This is a genomic window from Nostoc edaphicum CCNP1411, assembly GCF_014023275.1.
Lineage (GTDB): Bacteria > Cyanobacteriota > Cyanobacteriia > Cyanobacteriales > Nostocaceae > Nostoc > Nostoc edaphicum_A.
This window is the reverse complement of record NZ_CP054698.1, coordinates 3530466-3550582: the sequence shown is the minus strand read 5'-3', so window position 1 is coordinate 3550582 and position 20117 is coordinate 3530466. Positions and strand designations below refer to the sequence as shown.

Sequence of the window (20117 nt, the reverse complement as noted above, 5' to 3'; positions counted from 1 at the left end):
TTCTGACTTAAAACATACATTTTATAGTTACTTTAGGACTCGCTATTTGATTTTTGAAAATATTCGGTACAACTCAAAGATGCTTCTTGACTGTAGTAATATTGCCTATTCCCTCTTGCCTCCTACGCAAATAATTTCAAAAATCAAAGCGGATTGCTAGAGCTGCGAGAGTATGGCACTAAATCCTTACGAATGGTGCGTTATGCATTTCATCCTAAGAGGATGTTTGAAAAGTGATTGACTGTGATTTTAATTGCGTTGTTACCCCCCTTAATCCCCCCTTGCCAAGGGGGGAAATATAAAATCTAGTTCCCTCCCCTTTGCAAGGGGAGGGTTAGGGTGGGGTAAAAAAATATTTGATACATCAATACATGACTTTTTTAAAGGCAACGTACCATTAAGATTTTTAGTACGTTAGCGGTAGCGTAGTGCACTAACTCCCAACTCCTAACTACTTCTTCACCACTTGCAGACGTTGAGTTATCATCGTCATCCCATTACCTCGCAGAATGACGGCAGAAACCCATTGGCTACCAGGGGTAGATGGTGCTTGTCCAACTTTAAACAGTCCACCAGATGTTAGTAATTGCAAATCCACAGATGTGGGGTTGAGAAATTTATCTGGTTTGATGGCTTCCTCTAGCGCCGTTCCTAGTAGAAAATCATCACCAAGTGGCTCTTGAACGATCGCATCAAAACTATACTTCTGACCAACTTGTACCTGTTGTGGTAATTTGATATCAATTTGGGGTGGCTTACTGCCAGAGGTAAGTAGGGTGCGTTCTGACAAAATGTCTTGGCGGACGATTTTTCCGCCTTGAATGCGCTGACGCGATTTAATCGTGGCATTGAGAGCCAACTTATTACCGTTACCGGACGGTAAGCCAGTTATCTTAGTTTCTGTTTCAGCAATAATTCCATTGCCTTCAGGTTTTGAAGACAACAGTTTCGTAGTGTATTGCAATTTGGGATATCGTTGCCAAAGTGAAGTCAAAGATTTTTCCAGGGTTTGGAGGTTTAACCCATCCCCATGAGTGAAATTGGGGCTGTAGAATTGCAACACCCCTTTGACATCGCCTCGGCTGGCGGCGGCATCAACTTGTGTCAACAGATTGTTCAAATCGGTTGGTGCATTTTGGGGTGTAGTGGTTTGGGCTAATTGCGGTGGTGTAGTCGCTTGAGTGCGTTGCCAACCACTTGTTAAACCAAGAGTTAGCAGGAACGTCACCAGCCAGATATTTGCTGGAAATCTGAGTTGGCGTCTCACTAAGGTGCTAATAATGTTAGTCATTGGTAAGAATTTACTGATTTGATTAGAGAAAGTAAGGAAATTGTTTTATCTTAGTTAAGCTAGACGCTAAACGGTAGAGGTTTGATGGCAAACGCACCGATACGATTATTAATAGCTGCCAGTGGGACTGGTGGACATTTGTTTCCAGCGATCGCACTGGCACAAAAACTGCCAGATTATCAAATAGAATGGCTGGGAGTACCCAATCGGCTCGAAACTCAACTTGTTCCTCAAGAGTATCCCTTGAATACTATTGCAGTTGAAGGGTTTCAGCAAGGGTTTGGACTCTCCTCGATTCGGATTTTGGCTAAACTCGCCCTTGCGATTCTAGAAGTTAGACGAATTCTCAAACAGGGAAATTTTCAAGGGGTGTTTACCACGGGGGGTTACATTGCCGGGCCAGCAGTGATTGCGGCGCGTTCTCTTGGTTTACCTGTGGTTTTCCACGAATCTAACGCCTTACCAGGAAAAGTAACTCGCTTTTTTGGCCCTTGGTGTAGTGCGGTAGCTTTGGGATTTGAAGTAGCTGCTAAGTATTTGCCCCGTGCTAAAAATGTCTGCGTTGGCACTCCCGTAAGAGGGCAATTTCTGGATGGGGCAATTGATGCACCGCTGGATTTAGCTATTCCTGATGGTGTTCCTTTAATTGTCGTCTTTGGTGGTAGCCAGGGTGCAGTTGCGGTCAATAAGTTGGTGCGTGAATCTGCAAAAGCTTGGTTTGATGCTGGTGCTTACATAGTACATTTAACTGGCGATCGCGACGAGGAAGCAGATAGTCTCAAACATCCACAGTACATAGCTTTACCTTTCTACAACAATATGGCGGACTTGTTGCAACGAGCAACTCTTGCTATTAGTCGTTCTGGCGCGGGTAGCTTGACAGAATTGGCAGTGTGTGGAACACCAGCGATTTTGATTCCTTACCCCTTTGCCGCAGAAGACCATCAATCTTACAATGCAGACGTATTTACAAAAGCTGGGGCGGCGTTAACACTGAAGCAATCGGAGTTGACGACTGAAGTATTGCAAAATAATGTGTTGAATTTGTTGCAGTCACCGGATGAGTTAGCAAAAATGGGGGAAAAAGCCAAAGCGATCGCAGTTCCCGATAGTGCTGAAAAATTGGCGCAATTAGTGCGTGAAGTGATAGAAACATAACCTTGATTATTGAGTATTAGAAATTTATTTTCCAAGTTATGAATATGTTATCCAGCCAAAAATTTCGCTTCACAGTAGGTTGTGCTGCCTTATTACTTGTCAGTTTGGCCAGTAGCCATCTATATACCCAAGACCAAGAAGATCAGTCTTTTACTCAACAAGAAAATTCTGCCCCACTTCAATCACAGATTTCCCTGACCTCAAATCAGGCTGCTGATTCACTTACCTCAAGCTTTCAAAATCCTTTTGTTAGTCAACAAACATCTGATGAAATTATAGGTCAAGAAAACACTTTTTCATCTCAGCAGGATTTGTTGGCGGCATCTGCACCCTATCCAGTTGTCGATGAATTCAAAAAATATAAATTTAGCATTAATGGCAGCCAGGTTGTTACTCCAGTCAAACTGCCCAGTAGTAAAGTTAATTTTAATCAAGGAGATTTATTAACCGTTCTCGTTAATACTAGAAAATATTTTCAAGATCATGGTTCAAAAGATCCAGATATTCTGCGTACAGGAATACTTGCTACTCAAGGAGTTACTGTACCAGATGTTCTCAAAACTTTGGACTTCATGATTGTTGTTTTAAAGGAAGACATTGCTAATAATCGAGCGACTCGGTTACAAGACCCGAAGTTTATTAATAACAATTTTAGAGTTATAAAATGGACTGCCCATAACCCAAAAAACAAAAAACAAAAGCAATTACGAATTACCAAGTATGCTGTATTTACTCACACTGGTTCTCGCAAGAAAACCTCTACTTATAATACACCGATTTATAGCCTAAAAGAAAACTCAATTACTGATAAATTCTACACTAAATATACAAAGCAAGATGTTTTGTCTGGTATTTACGAACCAGGTGGTAAAGAATTTGGCAAAGTTCAAAGTCTCGCTTATTTAACCAGAACTGGCTTAGAAGAGGCACTGATGCAAGGAACAGTTCTGATTAACTTTACAGATGGTTATAAGGCATTTTTTAATGTAGATAGAAATAATGGAATGTCTTATATTCGCGGATTGAAAGCAACAGCACAAAAGCGTTATTGGTATTTTAGAGAGGTTGATGCCATTAAAGGCTATGGATACAAAATAGATGCAAAAATCTCCATTAAACCAGGAGTAACCTTTGCTGGAGATGTGCTGAATATTGGTTTAGGTAAAGTGATTATTATTGAGCATACTAAAGGTGGTCGCAAACATCTGCAAATGGGAGTCATGGCTGATACAGGTGGAGCCTTTTTACCCAATCTTTATCAACTCGATTTTTTAGCAGGTATTTTTAAGAGTCAAAAAGAATTTAGCCAGAATATCAGCCAATTGCCTGAGTATGCTACAGCATATTTTTTAGTAAAGAAGTAATGCATTAAAAATTCGTAATACTCGTTTGTAGCAAGTATTACGAATTAGTAATTATTTGGTCAACAGTTCTAAGTTATGACCATTGGGATCATAGAAATAGAAACCCCGACCTTCCTTCCTGTGGTTAATTTGTCCTTTATTTTGATGCATCGGGTCACTACTGTATTCAATACCCGCCTCTTTAATGCGTGTAAAAATTGCATCAAATTCCTCATCGCTGACATGGAACGCATAATGATGCGACTCGAATGTTTCAGCGTCAGCGAAGTCTAGCGTCAGCACATCATTAATATGTACAGCAGCAAAGTGACCAACGGGAACCTCGACCTCTAAGCCAAAAATTTTTGCAAAGAACCTTGCTGATGCTTCTTTCTCATGTGCGGGCACTATGGTGTGATTTAGAGTAATTGTCATGCACACCTCCCCTCCTAATTTTGGTAATAATCAACATCAACTCTTTATTCAGAGTTAATAACAATAATGTTCCTTTCTATTTTATCTTTTGGGCGCTAACACCAGAGACTTAAATAAGCAAAACTAATAACTCGCATCAGGTTTACTGAAGTAATAAAACTTGATTACAAATTGTAAAGCAGTGTAAAGTAGTTCCACAGGCAAAGACAAACGAGCCTGATTTATAAATAACTAACCGCACTTATAAAACAATGACAACAACCTTACAACGTCGCGAAAGCGCCAACGTATGGGATAGATTCTGCGAATGGATCACCAGCACTAACAACCGGATTTACATCGGTTGGTTCGGCGTAGTAATGATTCCAACCTTGCTAGCCGCTACCGCTTGCTTCGTAATCGCCTTCATCGCCGCTCCTCCCGTAGACATCGATGGTATCCGCGAACCAGTAGCAGGTTCATTAATTTACGGAAACAACATCATCTCCGGTGCAGTAGTACCTTCCTCCAACGCTATCGGCTTGCACTTCTACCCAATCTGGGAAGCAGCTTCCTTAGATGAGTGGTTGTACAACGGCGGTCCTTACCAATTGGTAGTTTTCCACTTCCTGATTGGCGTATTCTGCTACATGGGTCGTGAATGGGAACTATCCTACCGCTTAGGAATGCGTCCTTGGATTGCGATCGCATACAGCGCACCAGTTGCTGCTGCAACCGCAGTCTTCTTGGTATACCCAATCGGACAAGGTTCCTTCTCTGATGGTATGCCTTTGGGTATCTCAGGAACATTCAACTTCATGATCGTGTTCCAAGCAGAACACAACATCTTGATGCACCCCTTCCACCAACTAGGTGTAGCTGGTGTATTCGGCGGAAGCTTGTTCTCTGCAATGCACGGTTCACTAGTAACTTCTTCATTGGTTCGTGAAACAACCGAAACCGAATCTCAAAACTACGGTTACAAATTCGGTCAAGAAGAAGAAACCTACAACATCGTTGCAGCCCACGGCTACTTCGGTCGTCTAATCTTCCAATACGCTTCTTTCAACAACAGCCGTTCACTGCACTTCTTCTTAGCAGCATGGCCTGTAATCGGAATTTGGTTCACCGCCTTGGGTGTAAGCACAATGGCGTTCAACTTGAACGGTTTCAACTTCAACCAATCAATCATTGACTCTGAAGGTCGTGTGATTGCAACTTGGGCAGATGTAATCAACCGCGCTAACCTGGGTATGGAAGTAATGCACGAGCGTAACGCTCACAACTTCCCTCTAGATTTAGCTGCTGGTGACTTTGCTCCTGTAGCTCTTTCCGCTCCTGCTATCAACGGTTAATCATAATCTGAGATACTCTCTTCATCCTTATCTATAAGTAAAAGACGCTCTCCCGAAAGGGGGGCGTTTTTTTATTGGGTTAGTTGGTACGTTGAACATGCCACTGAAAAATTTTTTTGAAGTGCAAAAATATTGATAATCAAAATTAGACCGCTATAGTTGAAAATTGAGGCAATAATTATCAAAAAGTAAATTTTACGGGTAAAAATTACTTGCAGCGCTGATAATTGCCTCAAAGCTCAAGTATAAGGAGAAGTCGAGAATGATTTTACATCGTGGGCGGAGGGTAGTAGCTGCTTTGTTGCTGTCAGTAATGTTACTGACAACAGCCTGTGCGCCAACAACACCTGGACGTTTTGACCAAGCGCAAAAAGAAAGCACTCAACAAAAAAGAGGTCAATCGGTAGCTAAAACAGCAACTCAAGGTAGCGAATTTAATAAATTTTTCCCAAAAGCTAGTGATGGCTACCAGCGCGTCTATACCCAAGAGAAAAAAGGCTTTGCGGAAGCGAAGTTGAAAAAAGGCGGTAAAGATATAGCGTTGCTGTCTATTTCTGATACCACCAGCACACCGAGTGCAGCAGCAAAGTTCTCGAATAGTACCAAAAAAATTGGCGGTTATCCCGCAGTAGAAGTAGGTAAGACGCAAACTGCAATTTTAGTAGGAAAGTACCAAGTAAAAGCACTTTCTCGCGATCCGTCATTTACAGCTAGCGATCGCGCAGATTGGCTAGAGAACTTTAATCTTGATGGTCTGGCTAAACTGAAATGATTTGCACTACAAACATTCCATTCAGATAACAAAACCTAAATAAGGAGATTTTTATGGGCAAATCGATTGTTGAGTTGGTTGATCAATTGCCAACTGGCGGCTTGACTGTTTCTATGTTAAAATCACTCGATTTTGTTGCTCCTGGTCAGTGGCAAAATCCTGTTGGCTTTGTCAACACCATTAAGACTGTCACTGGCGAAGACGACGAAGATTTAATTCAGCAAATTGGCGAAAGAGCAATTTATCTATTCAACGACAAATCCCAAGGATACCAAACAGCTTTGTGGCTTTATCAAACTGTTGATGCTACAGATAGAGCGCTTGGTGCAGCAGCTTTAGCTAACAAAGTTGGCGAGAAAATTCCTTTATTGGGTTTTTTAAACTCTGTCACTCCCAAACCTGATAAAGCCCAAACTATCGATCTGACATTGAAATTAGTGGCTGAGTTATTAGCCTTCTGCCAAATTAACGGCATTCCTGGAGACAGTATTGGGGATTTTGTCGCCTCTCTAGGTGAGTATAGTGGTGAGTCACTCATCCGCATGGTGGCATTAGTTTGTGTTGATGGTTTGATACCTTTGGGCCCAGACTTTATCAGCAAAGCAATATCCGGGATTAATCAAACAAATCCACAGGAGTTAGAACAAAACTCGACTTTCCAAAACATCAAAGATGTAATTCCAGGAAACAATGCTAGTAGTAAGCTTAACTTTATTGGCGAAAGCTTTGACTCAGTTAAAGGTTGGATGAGTGGACTAGTCAGTGCCAATAATTTAACGCCACAAAAGGTAGTTAGCAATTTGCAAAGTTTTGTCGATGTTGCTGATGACAAGTTAGACTATCTTGCGGCGTTCCTGGATGTATCAACAAATTATTATGAACACACAGGTACGCAAACTTTGGCACATCGCTTGATTGAACGAGCAGTAGCTGAGATTTAGGTTGATGGGTGATTGAAGAAGGTTACAGGTTACAGGGGACTGGGGACAGATTATTCCCTATTCCCTATTCCCTATTACCTGTAACCTGTAACCTCCTAACCCAAGACCTATTGGGGTAAACGTAGATCAGATGCGATCGCATATAAGTAAGGTTGAAAAATAGCCAAGTTTTCCAGTTTTTCAAATTTACCTGTTTGCGTACCTGTGTCAAATGCAGTGGTAATTACGTAAAGTTTACTGCCATCAAAGGCAACATGACCTATGTGTTGCTCTTGTACTCCACCTTGTTCCTTAAGTCCAGCGAACCCATAGCGAATTCCCTGAAGCTTACCAATGGGTACTGGTTGCGGTGGGTAGGCTGAGAAACTAATCTCTTTTCCATATTCACTCTGACGATCTTTCGCAAACGCAGCGTAGTGATCTACAACCCAAGTCTTAAGTACTGGTAATACCTGGGTTTGGTATTTGGTACTTTGGTAGTCCACTTGGGAAGCAGTTGGAATACCCGCTGCTACGAGTTTATTTCGGAAATCCTCATTATTTGCTAGTGGGTAAATGTTAATCTCAACTGTACCCAAACGTTTCCCTTTAGAGGAGACACACAACAGGGGTGCATTTCCCTCACAAGCAGAAACTTGCCAGTTAGTTGGAGCAGTAGCATTTCCCAGGATTTTCTGCCAGATATTTCCCTCTTTCGGATTGGGAAGTTTTGCAACGGCAGAGGATTTTATGACTTTGGGTGGAGAAAATTGGGGTAGAACAAATTTGGCTCCCAGCGGTATTGACACCAACAAAATAGAACCTAGTAATAAATGATAAAGTCGTAACATTTTTTTTAAATCCAGAGCCAACTATTGCAGACGCACCATATTTACAATACTTTATCGGTATAGAAGAACATAGATACATTTATATTGCTACAAGTTCTATTTGTAGAACTCAACAAACTATAGCGCTTCTTTGTAGAATAAGGTACAAGGTAGGCATAAATAAATTAAAGTTTGTAGTGTTCGCGTAGCGTCTCGCAGAGAGGACTTTAGTCCTGATAATCCCTTCTATGAGCGATGAATCGCTCACTACAAACTAAGATTTTATTGTATGTTTAATTATGCCTAGTAGCGCTGAAAATTAATACAGCGCTACTACTAACAGTGTTGTTTATTGATTGATGTTGATCTATGCGTAATTACTTGTGGCTTTCCGGAGATTTGACAACAATGAAGAGATGCTGGCTAGATGTCAAATCGAAGGGCAAATTTGCTTGGACTTTTTAATTGAAGCGAGAACGTTGTTGACGACGTTGCTTGTGCCTAGCAATTGCTTTACGCTTCTCTTTTTCTATCGGTGTCTCGAAGTGACGCTTTTTTCTCATATCTTGGAAAATTCCTGCTTTAGAAACTTCCCGCTTAAATCTTCTCAACGCTGATTCAATACCTTCATTCTCCCCTAAAACTACTTGTGTCATTCTCATTCCTCCTCAATGTGGATGAATAGTTCAAGACTAGATACCAAATAAAATATTCCAGCAGAGTGGAGCCTTTGGCTTTATCTGCTGGAGACTCTAAATGTGAAACTTTAACGAATCGACTTTAGTAGCGATTATTGTTGCGGCGGGCATTACCGCCACCCCAGCTACCACGAGGAGAACCGCTTCTTTCCTCACGAGGTTTAGCTTTGTTCACTTTCAAGTCACGTCCCATCCATTCAGCACCATCAAGTGCATCAATGGCAGCTTGTTCTTGTGTGTCTGATTCCATTTCCACAAAAGCGAACCCACGCGGCCGGCCTGTTTCCCGATCTGTGGGTAGTTGAACACGATTTACTGTTCCGTATTCTGCAAAAGCCTGCTTTAGGTCCTCTTCTGTAACCTGATAGGACAGGTTCCCGACGTAAATTGACATAGAAATCTCCGAATTCAGGGAGTGTAGAGAGTTAAATTCGGAGAGACGGTTTTTAGAAATCAAAACTGGTTACTCAACCGAAAATAATCTTTATGTCCATGAGTGTAGCACAGCCTTCAGCCTTTGAATATCGTCTTATAGTGAATTTTATTGACAAATCAGACCTTTCGGACAGGTTTGCAGACTTCTCCATTCGCTGGCTTTTGTTGCTTGTACTATAAAAGTTACACTTTTAACAGGAAATCGGAATTAAGTAGCGATCGCCCAGGTATTTAGTGTTTTGAAAATTAAGCTGTGGACTAAGAGGTAAAGATTATTATCGGCAGTGGGGGTAATCATACCATAACTAACTGTTTTAAAAGCAAATTCCAAAACATTCATCCTCAAGTACCCTATTAGCTATGGTCAAATTGCGCTAGAATCCCTTCTGCTTCCTTACACAGTAATTCGTGATATTCACCATTACTAGCGAACAAACCTCCCCATTGATTGATATCACCGGTGTTATACTGCAACGGAGCGCCGTCAAAGTGGGTAAATTTACCACCTGCTTCGGTTAATATCAGTTCTGGGGCTGCCATATCCCAATCTTTGGGCGCAGACTTGCCAGAAAGAGAAATGTAGATATCTGCCTGTTGCTCGACAATAGTGGCGATTTTGCAGCCTACACTACCCACAGATTTATGATTTTGACAGGGTAAGTGTTGTAGTAAGTAATCTAAGCGTTGGTTGCGGTGAGAGCGACTAACAACTAAGGTTAAATCCTCAACTCTTTTACCTGATGACACTTGCAAAGGAACAGATTCACCACGGGTTTCTACAAATGTGCCCCCGCCTTTGGTAGCGTAATATAATTTTTCAGCCTCTGGTACTGCCACCACTGCCAACACTGGGCGTGTTTCCTTGACTAAAGCAATGTGAACCGCATAGTCTCCAGTTTTTTCAATAAAGTCTCGTGTACCATCCAAAGGGTCAATTATCCATACCCAAGGGGCGGAAGACTGTGCGCCTGTGCTTGGCGATTGATAAGTTTCTTCACTGATGTAAGCAAAATCTTCATTACCCAAAGCTGCTTGTAGCTTTTGCAAAATGTATTGACTCACAGCTACATCGGCAACGGTAACAGGCTCATTCTGTTTATATTGAACTTCTAAGTTAGGGTCTTTTGCAGTGCCGTGGTAATACGATCGCAGTATATCTGCTGCGCCCCAACCTACCTCACGAGCGATCGCTAATATTTCTTGTAAGTCTTTCATTAAATTTGGCCTTCTATAATTTTATTACTCAGCCCTTTAAATTCATCCAGCGCCGGGTGCCAAAAAATTTACAGGAATCAGCAGCAATATTAGCTGCCAGTGCCAGCGCATCAATAAAACTTTCCCTTAAAATGTAATGACAGAAAGCACCGTGGAAAATATCTCCAGCCCCTAATGTATCAACTGCTTGAATCTGCGGCACATCTACGATACCAGTTTTAGTGCAACTCAAGTATTCAATTGGTTTTTGCCCGTGGGTAATGGCAATGTGAGGAATGTCAAATCCACCCAAATAGCTAAAAACGTCTTCTCCAGTCTGGCAGTTCGGGGGATAAAAATTAGCTGAACAGATGGCGTAATCTACAAATGGCAGAATTTGCTCAAATCCAGGCTTCCAACTACCACCATCAATTACTACTGGGATATTCTTAGCTTTAGCCATTTGGGCTATGGAATAACTAACCCCCATCTGATGTCCATCAATTAGGACGATATCGACATTTTGCAAAATATCTGCCGGGATAGATGCGGTGCTGGCTTGAATTTTGACAGCATTGATGGAAATCACCGCTCGTTCACCTGTGGTTTGGGTGACAATGATTGAGGAAACAGGCGGTGCTAAATCAGTGGTAGGCTCAAGGTCTGCGATCGCGACTTTGTAATTTGCCAAGTCACCTCGAATTAGCTGCGTCATTGGGTGAGAACCCACTATACCCAAGACTGTAGCCTGACTTCCTAAATAATTGAAAGTTACAGCTGCGTTTGTTGCTGGGCCCCCTGCCGCTACAGTATAGTCAGTAGCGACAATCTTCTGATTATTCTGAGGAGGAGAGTCAGCAAGGTAGATTAAATCTAAGGTTGTTAAACCTACAAATAACCCACGATCCGATTTTGAATTTTGAATTTTGAATTTTGGATTATCCATTTCTCATTTATATTTTGTAATTATTTGTAATTCTTGTACAGACGCGATTCATCGCGTCTCTCCTGTCCCTCCTGCAAAGACGCGATTCATCGCGTCTCTACAAACTCCTAATTCTCCCTCATGCAAACTGATCCAAAACCAGGAACACTTTATGTTGTCGGCACTCCAATTGGCAATCTGGAAGATATAACCTTTCGGGCGGTGCGAATCTTGCAGACTGTTGATATCATTGCTGCCGAAGACACCCGTCACACGGGGAAACTGCTACAGCATTTTCAAGTTAAAACTCCCCAGGTGAGTTACCACGAACATAATCGTACCAGCCGCATCCCAGAGTTATTAGAGCATTTAGTCAACAATAAAGCGATCGCTCTTGTGAGTGATGCTGGAATGCCAGGTATTTCTGATCCGGGATATGAACTGGTGAAAGCCTGTATTGAGGCGGGAATCCCAGTAGTTCCCATTCCTGGCGCTAGTGCAGCAATTACCGCTTTGAGTGCAGCTGGATTACCAACGGATCGGTTTGTTTTTGAAGGCTTTCTCCCAGCTAAAACTCAACAGAGACAAGAACATTTAGAATCTCTGCAAACAGAATCTCGGACATTGATTTTCTATGAATCGCCCCATCGATTGCGAGATACTTTGCGAGACTTAGCAGAAGTTTGGGGAAGCGATCGCCAAATTGTGCTAGGACGGGAGTTGACTAAATTGTATGAAGAATTTTGGCGGGGGACGATTGCCGATGCGATCGCTCACTACAACCAACGAGAACCCCAAGGTGAATATACATTAGTTGTGGCAGGAATTCCAGCTAGTCAGCCCCAATTGACCCAAGAGGAACTGAAAGCCGAATTGAGACAGTTAATTAGTCAGGGAATATCGCGATCGCAAGCTAGCCGTCAGTTAGCAAAATTTACCTCCCTTCCCCGTCGCCAACTCTATCAACTAGCTCTTTCTTTAGTCTTGAATCCTGAATCTTGAATATTTAATACCGCTTTTTAAAACTTCAGTTTTGTAAGTAATTGAATATTTTCTTGCTTACTTGTTTTAATCAAACCATCTTCAAAAGATTAATATCTCAATTGCAACTTTCCTGTTGAATACCAAATCGCTGATTTTTATTTTCTGTGTCTCTACCTGAATTTCTCCAAAAAACTGGCTCTATGCAAAATAATCTTATTAAAAACAGCTTCCAAAAATCGCCAATCTTTTTTTTGTTAACTCTAGCCATAGCTATCAGAATTTATAATATCAATTCGCCAATTATCGGTATTCACTCCTGGCGTCAGTCAGATACAGCAGCAATTGCCAGAAATTTTTATGAAAATGGTTTTAATTTATTTTATCCCCAAATTGACTGGGGAGGTAATTCTCCTGGCTATTGTGAAACCGAGTTTCCAATTTATTCGTTTATCGTTGCTCTTATTTACAAAGTTTTTGGAGTTTCAGAATTTTGGGGTAGACTATTATCAATTATTTGTTTTTTGGTAGCGTCATACTTTCTATATCAATTTGTTAGCAAAATTCTAGATAAGAAAGTTGCATTTTGGTCTAGCTTATTTTTTATAATTTTACCTTTAAACACTTATTATAGTAGAACTTTTCAGCCAGAGTCTATGCTGCTGATGTGTTCAATTCTTGGCGTATACTATTTTAATAATTGGCTTGAATCAGAAAAATGGCGAGATTTAATGCTATCAGGTAGCTTTGTAGCTTTGGCTTGTCTAATCAAAGTTTTACCAATAATATATTTAGGAATTCCACTTTTTTACTTAGCGTGGACTAAATTTGGGATCAGAGTTTTTTCTCAACTGTCTCTGTGGATTTATAGCATATTTATCTTAGTATCTGTAGTTTTATGGTATTACCATGCTCATCAACTATTTTTAGAATATGGTAATACTTTTGGTTTTTGGTCAGGCTCAACAAATAGATATAACTACAATATTGTACTTACTTTACATTTTTGGACAGAAATATTATTTAGAACTGCTGTTAGGCATTTTGCTATTTTTGGCTTACCCATATTTTTACTAGGATTGTTCACTACTAGAAAAAGTTCAAAAGAATATGTATTAGATATTTGGTTAGTTTCAGTAATTTTAACTTGGATTTTAGTACCAGTTACTAGTCTAGTACATGAATATTACCAACTCCAATTTATGCTCCCAGGAGTGGTATTTATGGGTAAAGCTTGTAGTCAATACTTCGATAAAAATGCTCAAAAAGTGAATCAGAGGAAAATTATAGTAGTATTGCTATGTCTAACTTTAGCTGCTGGCTCTGTCATCTATAGTATTGATTATATGTTCAAAGAAAGAATAGATAAATCGGCTGTTTTTCAACTGGCAGAGCAAGTAAAACAAAATACTGAACCTGATTCGCTAATAATTGCTAGTACCGGAAGTGATCCAACATTACTCTATTTATCACATCGGAAAGGATGGCTGGTCAACCACAGTGATGTAACTGAAGAAAATATCTTATATAGAGTTAATTTAGGAGCTAAATATTTAGTAGGAAGCTTTAATTTTGCGGAAAGCTATAATTTTGTTGTTGATGATAATCAAAAGCAAAAGGTTAATAGCTTTCTCAATAAATATCCTAACACTCTCAAAGATTCTATGAACTTTATCGCTAAATTACCATAAATTAGACAGTTTTTAAGAAGAATAAAAAATACAGAATTGATAACAAAAAAAAAGAGGATAACCTCTGCGGTAAGCAAGCGATAGACATTTGTATAGCCAATACAGCAATTGGATTGCTAGTACAACACGGCGGAAATAAACCAATCATTCCAAATCAACGAAACCCTTATGCTGTATTCATTTTTAATTTTTAATTTTTAATTCCGCCTTGCGGTACTAGTAGCTTCCGAATTCTCTATGGCTTTCGTAACCCAACGCCAGTCCCGCTCAAGCCGGGAAACCCACCTACGCGGCTCACTCCCCTACATATACTTAGATTTTTTCAGAAATCAAATCGGATTGCTAAAAAACTTAGTACATATTTATTTGGCGTTATTTCTTATACAAGTAATATTAGGAATCCAATCGAATTCCTAATCGTTCCTAATATTTATCCCTAAATACGACATAATGAATATTCAAATGATATCTAAAGATTTTTGATATTAGTTCTCTAGATAGATCAGGAATTTTGTAGGCAAACTTTAAGATGAAATAGTCAAAAGTAAACAAAGTAGGTTCTCACGAAGGAGAAATTCACATGACTAACATTATTGCTTGGCTGGTTTTGGGTTTAATTGCAGGTGCCTTAGCTAAGTTATTTTATCCAGGAACTCAAGGTGGTGGTATTCTCTCCACAATTGTATTAGGAATTCTTGGAGCCGTAGTTGGAGGTTATTTGGGTCAAGCTTTGCTAGGTAGTAGTTCAGCAGCCGCTGCATCTGTAGGAGCATTATCTCTAGGAAGCATCTTATTTGCTGTTCTTGGTGCTATGCTACTGATTTTCCTTTGGGGTTTACTGAGTCGTCGAGCTGTGTAATTAGCTCAAATCAACAGTTTTGGGAATCACTTCTAGCTGCAATAAACCGATAAAATGACATTAGAAAAAGAGCGAATAACTATAGGAGTTTTCGCTAGATGTTCCGATGCACAATTGGTACTTCAGGAACTAAAAGCTTCTAATTTTCCAATGCACAAAGTTTCTGTAATTGCACGGAATGCAGAAGTACAAAGTGATATTGCTGGTGTTGATGTTAAAAGGCACACTGGCAATACATCTGAAGAAAACGCTGCTGGAGCCGTTACTAGTAGTACTTTAGGCGATCTTGATGGTTTAGTGTCCGGTCTAGCTCTCTGGGCAATTCCTGGTATAGGCTCAGTCATGCTAGCCGGAGCCAAAGTAACAGCGATCGCTACTACTTTAACAGGTGGGTTGCCTGGTATTTTGCTAAGTTTAGGGATTTCTGAAAATCAAGCACAGGGTTACAGTGATCTTGTCTGTAAGGGTTACTATTTGGTGATAGTAACCGGCATAGACATAGAAATTCGTATTGCTAGGAGAATTTTTAATCGCTGTGATACTCAACAGTGGAGCGTTTCTGAACCATACTCGACCCCAAATAGCCGCTATAGACACGCAGTTGGTGTTTTTTATACTCACCAAGATGCGAAAAGAGCGCTGACTGAACTGAGAACCGCTGGCTTTCCCATGACTCAAGTATCAATAGTTGCCCAAAATACAAGCTATCTAAGTGATATTTTTGAAGAAAATATTAGCAGTTCCCAAGATAACTATACTACTTTAGGAATTCCCGATGATCTAGCCAGATATTATGAGCATCAGGTGACTCTGGGTCATTACTTAGTAGTCATCAAAGGCACTGATATCTACATAGCAGGTGCAAGAGCTATCTTAGAGAGTAACAAGATCCAACATTTTAGTATCTATACCCAATCTGAACTTGATTTGTCTAGAAGCGATCGCCAGGTTATTACGAACTTATAGTTAAACGTCAAGTTAATATCAAGAGGTTTAATGATATATCGTGATTGTGCATATTTTTGAAAATTTATAGCATAAGTATATTTTCTGTAAAATAAATTACATTTTTTAACTATAGTTTGCTTTATGACACCTTACCCTTCTCCGAGAATATCCATTGTGATAACTGAGGTTAAGGCTTATCTGTATAGTGATGTACAATGGCATTGATGTAATATCAAACCACAAAAGCCGCTATATTTAGCTAGCATTTATAGAAATTGCATTTTAATAAATTTAATAAACTTAATTTTTACTATCCGGCTGTTTTATTTTACTATCCAGCCTTTTTGTTAAGCACGAAATTTGTTTAACCATCACAATAGTATATTAAATAGGTGTTGATTTTTTGATAAAAATATCATGTCAACATAAAATCTAAGTGCCAAGATGGTAGTCTCCGAGTAAAATAATATCTGTTTCAAATAGTAAAATAGTAGTTTCATAACCAATCCTACCCATTTCTGGTTTTGAACCTATTTCCATTTCTATAAGATTTGAATACCTGCCTGGAATAATGTTGAATCGTTTGAAGATTGGAACCAAGATTGGAATAAGTTTTGCCCTGAGTTTGGCCACTCTGACCACTATTGGTCTAATCTCCTACCATAGCACCAATGAGTTAATTGAAACTTCACGCAAAGAAAACCATACCTACGAGGTGTTGAGTCAGCTTGAAGACCTCAACTTACAACTGACAACTGCTGAGACTGGGCAACGCGGTTACATTATTACTGGAGAAAAGCGCTATTTAGAACCTTATAACGCTGCTCTTGAATCACTAAATCAAAAAATTAAGGAACTTCAAAATTTAACAGCAGATAACCCCAACCAACAAAATCGGCTTGATATTTTACAGCCATTGCTAACGCAGAGAATGGCTGTAATGAAATATATCATTGAAATACGGCAAAGCCAGGGTTTAGAAGCTACCCAAAAAGCTGTTTTGACAGACGAGGGTAAGCGGCTAATGGATCAAATCCAGAAAGTTATTCAGGCGATGAAAACTGAGGAGAGCGCACTACTGAAACAGCGCTCTGAGAAGGCACAAGCAGCTGCCCAGCAAACGCTCGGCAGTATTGTCTATAGTATTCCCTTATTTTCCGTAATCTTAGCTTTAATTGGATTTTCCCTGACCAGACATATCTCAGTACCGCTGAAACGAGTTTCTGATTTGGCAGAAAAAATGGCGGATGGGGATTTATCGGTAAGTTTACCAGATAGCGATCGCCAGGATGAAATTGGTGTGCTGACGCGCACCTTCAACCAAATGATTGTTAATCTGCAAAACACAACTAGAAAAAATGAGGAGCAAAACTGGCTAAAGTCTAACTTGGCTGAATTTACCCAGATGCTCCAAGGACAGCGAAATCTGGAAAGTGTATCTAGCCTAATCTTGTCGCATTTAGCACCATTAGTTGGGGCATCCCAAGGCGTTTTTTATGTGATGGACTCTATAAACGACCAGCCGATGCTGAAGTTGTTAAGTAGTTATGCTTATAAAGCCCGCAAAAACTTGGCAAATCAGTTTCGCTTGGGCGAAGGACTAGTAGGACAATCCGCTCTCGAAAAACAAAGAATCCTCCTCACAGAAGTTCCTAGTGACTATATCCGCATCAGTTCTGGCTTGGGAGAAGCACCACCACTAAATATTATTGTGTTGCCCATACTATTTGAAACGCAAGTAAATGCCGTAATTGAACTTGCCTCTTTTGGGCCTTTTAACGAGTTGCACCTGAAATTTTTAGAGCAATTGAGTGAAATTCTCGGTGTATTTTTAAATAATATCGCTTCCCAAGTCCAAACCCAACAACTACTTGAAGAATCTGTTGCTTTAACAGAGGAACTGCAAACCCAGCAAGAAGAACTACAACAGAGCAATCAACGCTTAGAAGAACAGGCACACGAGTTAGAAGAATCACAATTTCTTGTCAAGCAGTCTAACGAAGAATTGCAACAACTAAATGAGGAATTAGAAGAAAAAGCAGAATTGTTAGAAGTACAAAATCGGGAAGTTGCCCGCAAGAACCAAGAAGTTGAGCGGGCGAGACAGTCTTTGGAAGAAAAAGCTGAACAACTGGCGTTGTCTTCCAAATATAAGTCAGAATTTCTCGCCAATATGTCCCACGAACTGCGGACACCGTTAAATAGCCTGTTAATTTTAGCAAGGCTGCTAGCAGATAACTCTCTTAACAACTTGACCGACAAACAGGTAGAGTACAGCCGGACTATTTACTCGGCTGGAAATGATTTGCTGGAGTTAATTAATGACATTCTAGATTTGGCAAAAATTGAGTCGGGTACTATGTTGCTCGATATTGAGCAAATTGGTTTAGTAGATTTGCAGACATCTCTAGAGCAGACTTTCCGGCAACTTGCCCACAATAAAGAACTCAGTTTTACCGTTGAATTGGATGAGAAGTTACCACCAACAATTTATAACGACTCCAAACGCCTGCAACAAGTGCTGAAAAATCTTCTAGCTAACGCTTTTAAGTTTACAGAACAGGGAGGCGTGAAGTTACAAATTAGCATGGCAGATGAGGCCGCCCAAGTTGATAATTCTATGATTGCTTTTGCCGTTAGCGACACGGGTATAGGCATTCCAGCCGAGAAGCAGAAGATTATTTTCGAGGCATTTCAGCAAGCAGACGGCACCACCAGTCGCAAGTACGGGGGAACTGGCTTAGGCTTGTCCATCAGCCGCGAATTGGCTCAATTGTTGGGAGGAAGAATTGAACTAATCAGCCAACCAGGGCAGGGAAGTACTTTTACCCTCTACTTACCCAGGCGACAGGAAAAGAATGCTAAAAATACTCTCACCACACCACCCCCTGAGCCAACTACCTCTATTCGCACGGCATCTACCATAAAAGAAGTGCCAATGTCCGAAAAAAGATCCACAAATGTGGATACTTCGGCATCAGCGAAAGTACTTACTACCTTCACCAGCGAAATTCCAGATGACCGGGAAATAATTCAACCAGGCGATCGCGTTTTACTAATTATTGAGGATGACGATAAATTCGCCCGCATCTTACTAGATATGGCTCGTGAGCAGGGCTTTAAAACCATTGTTGCCTTACACAGCAAACAAGGTCTAGCACTCGCGCAACAGTTTAAACCCAATGCGATTATGCTAGATATCCACATGCCAGAGATGGATGGCTGGACGGTGCTGGATCGTTTGAAGCATAGACCAGATACCAGACATATACCAGTACACATACTTTCTGTTGATGAAAGACAGCAACGGGGATTACATCTAGGGGCGATTACCTATCTACAAAAACCTGTTTCTCCAGAAGCGCTAACTCAAGTATTGACTGAGATTAAAGGCTTTATTGAGCGTCAGGTAAAAAATCTCCTGATCGTAGAAGATGACCCCGTACAAGCCCAAAGTATTATCGAACTGATCGGTAATGGCGATGTTCAAAGTACAGCAGTGGGTACGGGAGCAGAAGCCCTCTCGATTTTGCGATCGCACCATTTTGATTGTATGGTGTTGGATCTGGGTTTGCCCGATATGAGCGGGTTTACACTAATTGAGCAGATAAAACTTGAACCCAGGCTGTTGAAACTGCCGATTATCGTTTACACCGGCAAAGAACTCAGCCGCCAAGAAGAAACCCAACTGCGGGGGCTAGCAGAGACAATTATCATTAAAAATGTGCGATCGCCAGAGCGGTTGTTAGACGAAACTGCCCTATTCTTACATCGGGTACAAGCAAATTTGCCGCCACCAAAACGTCAAATGCTAGAGCAACTACATCAAACTGACCCGGTGCTGGCTAATCGGAAAATTCTGATTGTAGATGATGATCTGCGAAATATTTTTGCCCTCACCAGCTTTTTAGAAAGCTATCAAATGCAAGTGCTATTTGCCGAAAATGGCAGGGATGGCATAGAGAAGCTCCAAACTAATCCTGAGATTAATATAGTTTTAATGGATATCATGATGCCGGAAATGGATGGTTACGAAACCACCCGCGCCATCCGCCAGCAACAACAGTTTCGTTCCTTACCAATAATTGCTTTAACTGCCAAAGCTATGCCAGGCGACAAGGAAAAGTGCATCCAAGCTGGAGCATCTGACTACATCACCAAACCTGTAGATACTGAACAACTGCTTTCACTACTTCGGGTTTGGCTGTATCGGTGAGAGAGTTAAGGCAAAAGACGCGATGAATCGCCGTCTCTACAAAAGACCAATTATTGTAGAGACGGCGATTTATCGCGTCTTTGTGAT

At 40.6% G+C, this 20117-nt stretch carries 18 protein-coding genes; 10 read left to right on the top strand and 8 right to left on the bottom strand.

Features of this window, described 5'->3' with window-relative positions; genetic code table 11:
• Window positions 1–451: 451 nt before the first annotated feature.
• On the bottom strand, window positions 452–1291 hold the full coding sequence (locus HUN01_RS17450; protein ID WP_181932313.1) for a nuclear transport factor 2 family protein: 840 nt from the start codon (window positions 1289–1291) through the stop codon (window positions 452–454).
• Between the two features lie 84 nt (window positions 1292–1375).
• On the opposite strand from HUN01_RS17450, the gene murG reads away from it, so the two are divergent.
• Both murG and HUN01_RS17440 read left to right on the top strand, forming a co-directional pair.
• The gene (murG, locus tag HUN01_RS17445) at window positions 1376–2449 is read left to right on the top strand and encodes an undecaprenyldiphospho-muramoylpentapeptide beta-N-acetylglucosaminyltransferase (protein WP_181932312.1); all 1074 of its coding nucleotides are present in this window, start codon (window positions 1376–1378) and stop codon (window positions 2447–2449) included.
• Between the two features lie 38 nt (window positions 2450–2487).
• Window positions 2488–3813 carry a hypothetical protein gene (locus HUN01_RS17440; protein ID WP_181932311.1) on the top strand — a complete coding sequence of 442 codons (1326 nt, stop codon included), beginning with the start codon at window positions 2488–2490 and terminating at the stop codon, window positions 3811–3813.
• A gap of 51 nt (window positions 3814–3864) precedes the next feature.
• Here HUN01_RS17440 and HUN01_RS17435 read toward each other — a convergent pair whose 3' ends face one another.
• Complete coding sequence (locus tag HUN01_RS17435) at window positions 3865–4227, bottom strand: VOC family protein (protein ID WP_181932310.1); 363 nt, start codon at window positions 4225–4227, stop codon at window positions 3865–3867.
• Between the two features lie 251 nt (window positions 4228–4478).
• On the opposite strand from HUN01_RS17435, the gene psbA reads away from it, so the two are divergent.
• The 3 genes from psbA (at window position 4479) to HUN01_RS17420 (ending at window position 7274) form a co-directional block, all read left to right on the top strand.
• Window positions 4479–5561 carry a photosystem II q(b) protein gene (gene psbA / locus HUN01_RS17430; RefSeq protein WP_181932309.1) on the top strand — a complete coding sequence of 361 codons (1083 nt, stop codon included), beginning with the start codon at window positions 4479–4481 and terminating at the stop codon, window positions 5559–5561.
• 262 nt (window positions 5562–5823) lie between these two features.
• Window positions 5824–6333, top strand: a complete 510-nt coding sequence (locus HUN01_RS17425; RefSeq protein WP_181932308.1) for a hypothetical protein — start codon at window positions 5824–5826, stop codon at window positions 6331–6333.
• A 53-nt stretch (window positions 6334–6386) separates the two neighbouring features.
• Window positions 6387–7274, top strand: coding sequence for a hypothetical protein (locus HUN01_RS17420; protein ID WP_181932307.1), 888 nt, complete (start codon window positions 6387–6389; stop codon window positions 7272–7274).
• A gap of 107 nt (window positions 7275–7381) precedes the next feature.
• On the opposite strand, the gene HUN01_RS17415 is transcribed toward HUN01_RS17420, so the two are convergent.
• The 6 genes from HUN01_RS17415 to HUN01_RS17395 form a co-directional block, all read right to left on the bottom strand.
• Window positions 7382–8104, bottom strand: coding sequence for a hypothetical protein (locus HUN01_RS17415; RefSeq protein ID WP_181932306.1), 723 nt, complete (start codon window positions 8102–8104; stop codon window positions 7382–7384).
• 440 nt (window positions 8105–8544) lie between these two features.
• Window positions 8545–8739, bottom strand: a complete 195-nt coding sequence (gene rpsU, locus HUN01_RS17410; protein WP_069073011.1) for a 30S ribosomal protein S21 — start codon at window positions 8737–8739, stop codon at window positions 8545–8547.
• 124 nt (window positions 8740–8863) lie between these two features.
• Window positions 8864–9175 carry an RNA recognition motif domain-containing protein gene (locus HUN01_RS17405; protein ID WP_181932305.1) on the bottom strand — a complete coding sequence of 104 codons (312 nt, stop codon included), beginning with the start codon at window positions 9173–9175 and terminating at the stop codon, window positions 8864–8866.
• A gap of 249 nt (window positions 9176–9424) precedes the next feature.
• Window positions 9425–9556 carry a hypothetical protein gene (locus tag HUN01_RS36125; RefSeq protein WP_257798474.1) on the bottom strand — a complete coding sequence of 44 codons (132 nt, stop codon included), beginning with the start codon at window positions 9554–9556 and terminating at the stop codon, window positions 9425–9427.
• A gap of 14 nt (window positions 9557–9570) precedes the next feature.
• Window positions 9571–10431 (bottom strand): 3'(2'),5'-bisphosphate nucleotidase CysQ family protein, encoded by an 861-nt coding sequence (locus HUN01_RS17400; RefSeq protein ID WP_181932304.1) that lies wholly within the window; start codon window positions 10429–10431, stop codon window positions 9571–9573.
• Window positions 10432–10459: 28 nt separating this feature from the next.
• Window positions 10460–11356, bottom strand: a complete 897-nt coding sequence (locus HUN01_RS17395; protein WP_181932303.1) for a sugar kinase — start codon at window positions 11354–11356, stop codon at window positions 10460–10462.
• A gap of 120 nt (window positions 11357–11476) precedes the next feature.
• Between HUN01_RS17395 and rsmI the strand changes: the two genes are divergently transcribed.
• The 5 genes from rsmI to HUN01_RS17370 all read left to right on the top strand — a co-directional run bounded on the left by rsmI (window position 11477) and on the right by HUN01_RS17370 (window position 20030).
• Window positions 11477–12337 (top strand): 16S rRNA (cytidine(1402)-2'-O)-methyltransferase, encoded by an 861-nt coding sequence (gene rsmI / locus HUN01_RS17390; RefSeq protein WP_181932302.1) that lies wholly within the window; start codon window positions 11477–11479, stop codon window positions 12335–12337.
• A 146-nt stretch (window positions 12338–12483) separates the two neighbouring features.
• Window positions 12484–14007: an ArnT family glycosyltransferase gene (locus HUN01_RS17385; protein WP_181932301.1), complete on the top strand. Its 1524-nt coding sequence runs from the start codon at window positions 12484–12486 to the stop codon at window positions 14005–14007.
• 580 nt (window positions 14008–14587) lie between these two features.
• Entirely contained in the window at window positions 14588–14866 is a 279-nt protein-coding gene (locus HUN01_RS17380; protein ID WP_181932300.1) for a GlsB/YeaQ/YmgE family stress response membrane protein, read from the top strand.
• A gap of 54 nt (window positions 14867–14920) precedes the next feature.
• Window positions 14921–15832: a hypothetical protein gene (locus HUN01_RS17375; RefSeq protein WP_181932299.1), complete on the top strand. Its 912-nt coding sequence runs from the start codon at window positions 14921–14923 to the stop codon at window positions 15830–15832.
• Window positions 15833–16385: 553 nt separating this feature from the next.
• Window positions 16386–20030: a response regulator gene (locus tag HUN01_RS17370; protein WP_181932298.1), complete on the top strand. Its 3645-nt coding sequence runs from the start codon at window positions 16386–16388 to the stop codon at window positions 20028–20030.
• Window positions 20031–20117: the final 87 nt, after the last annotated feature.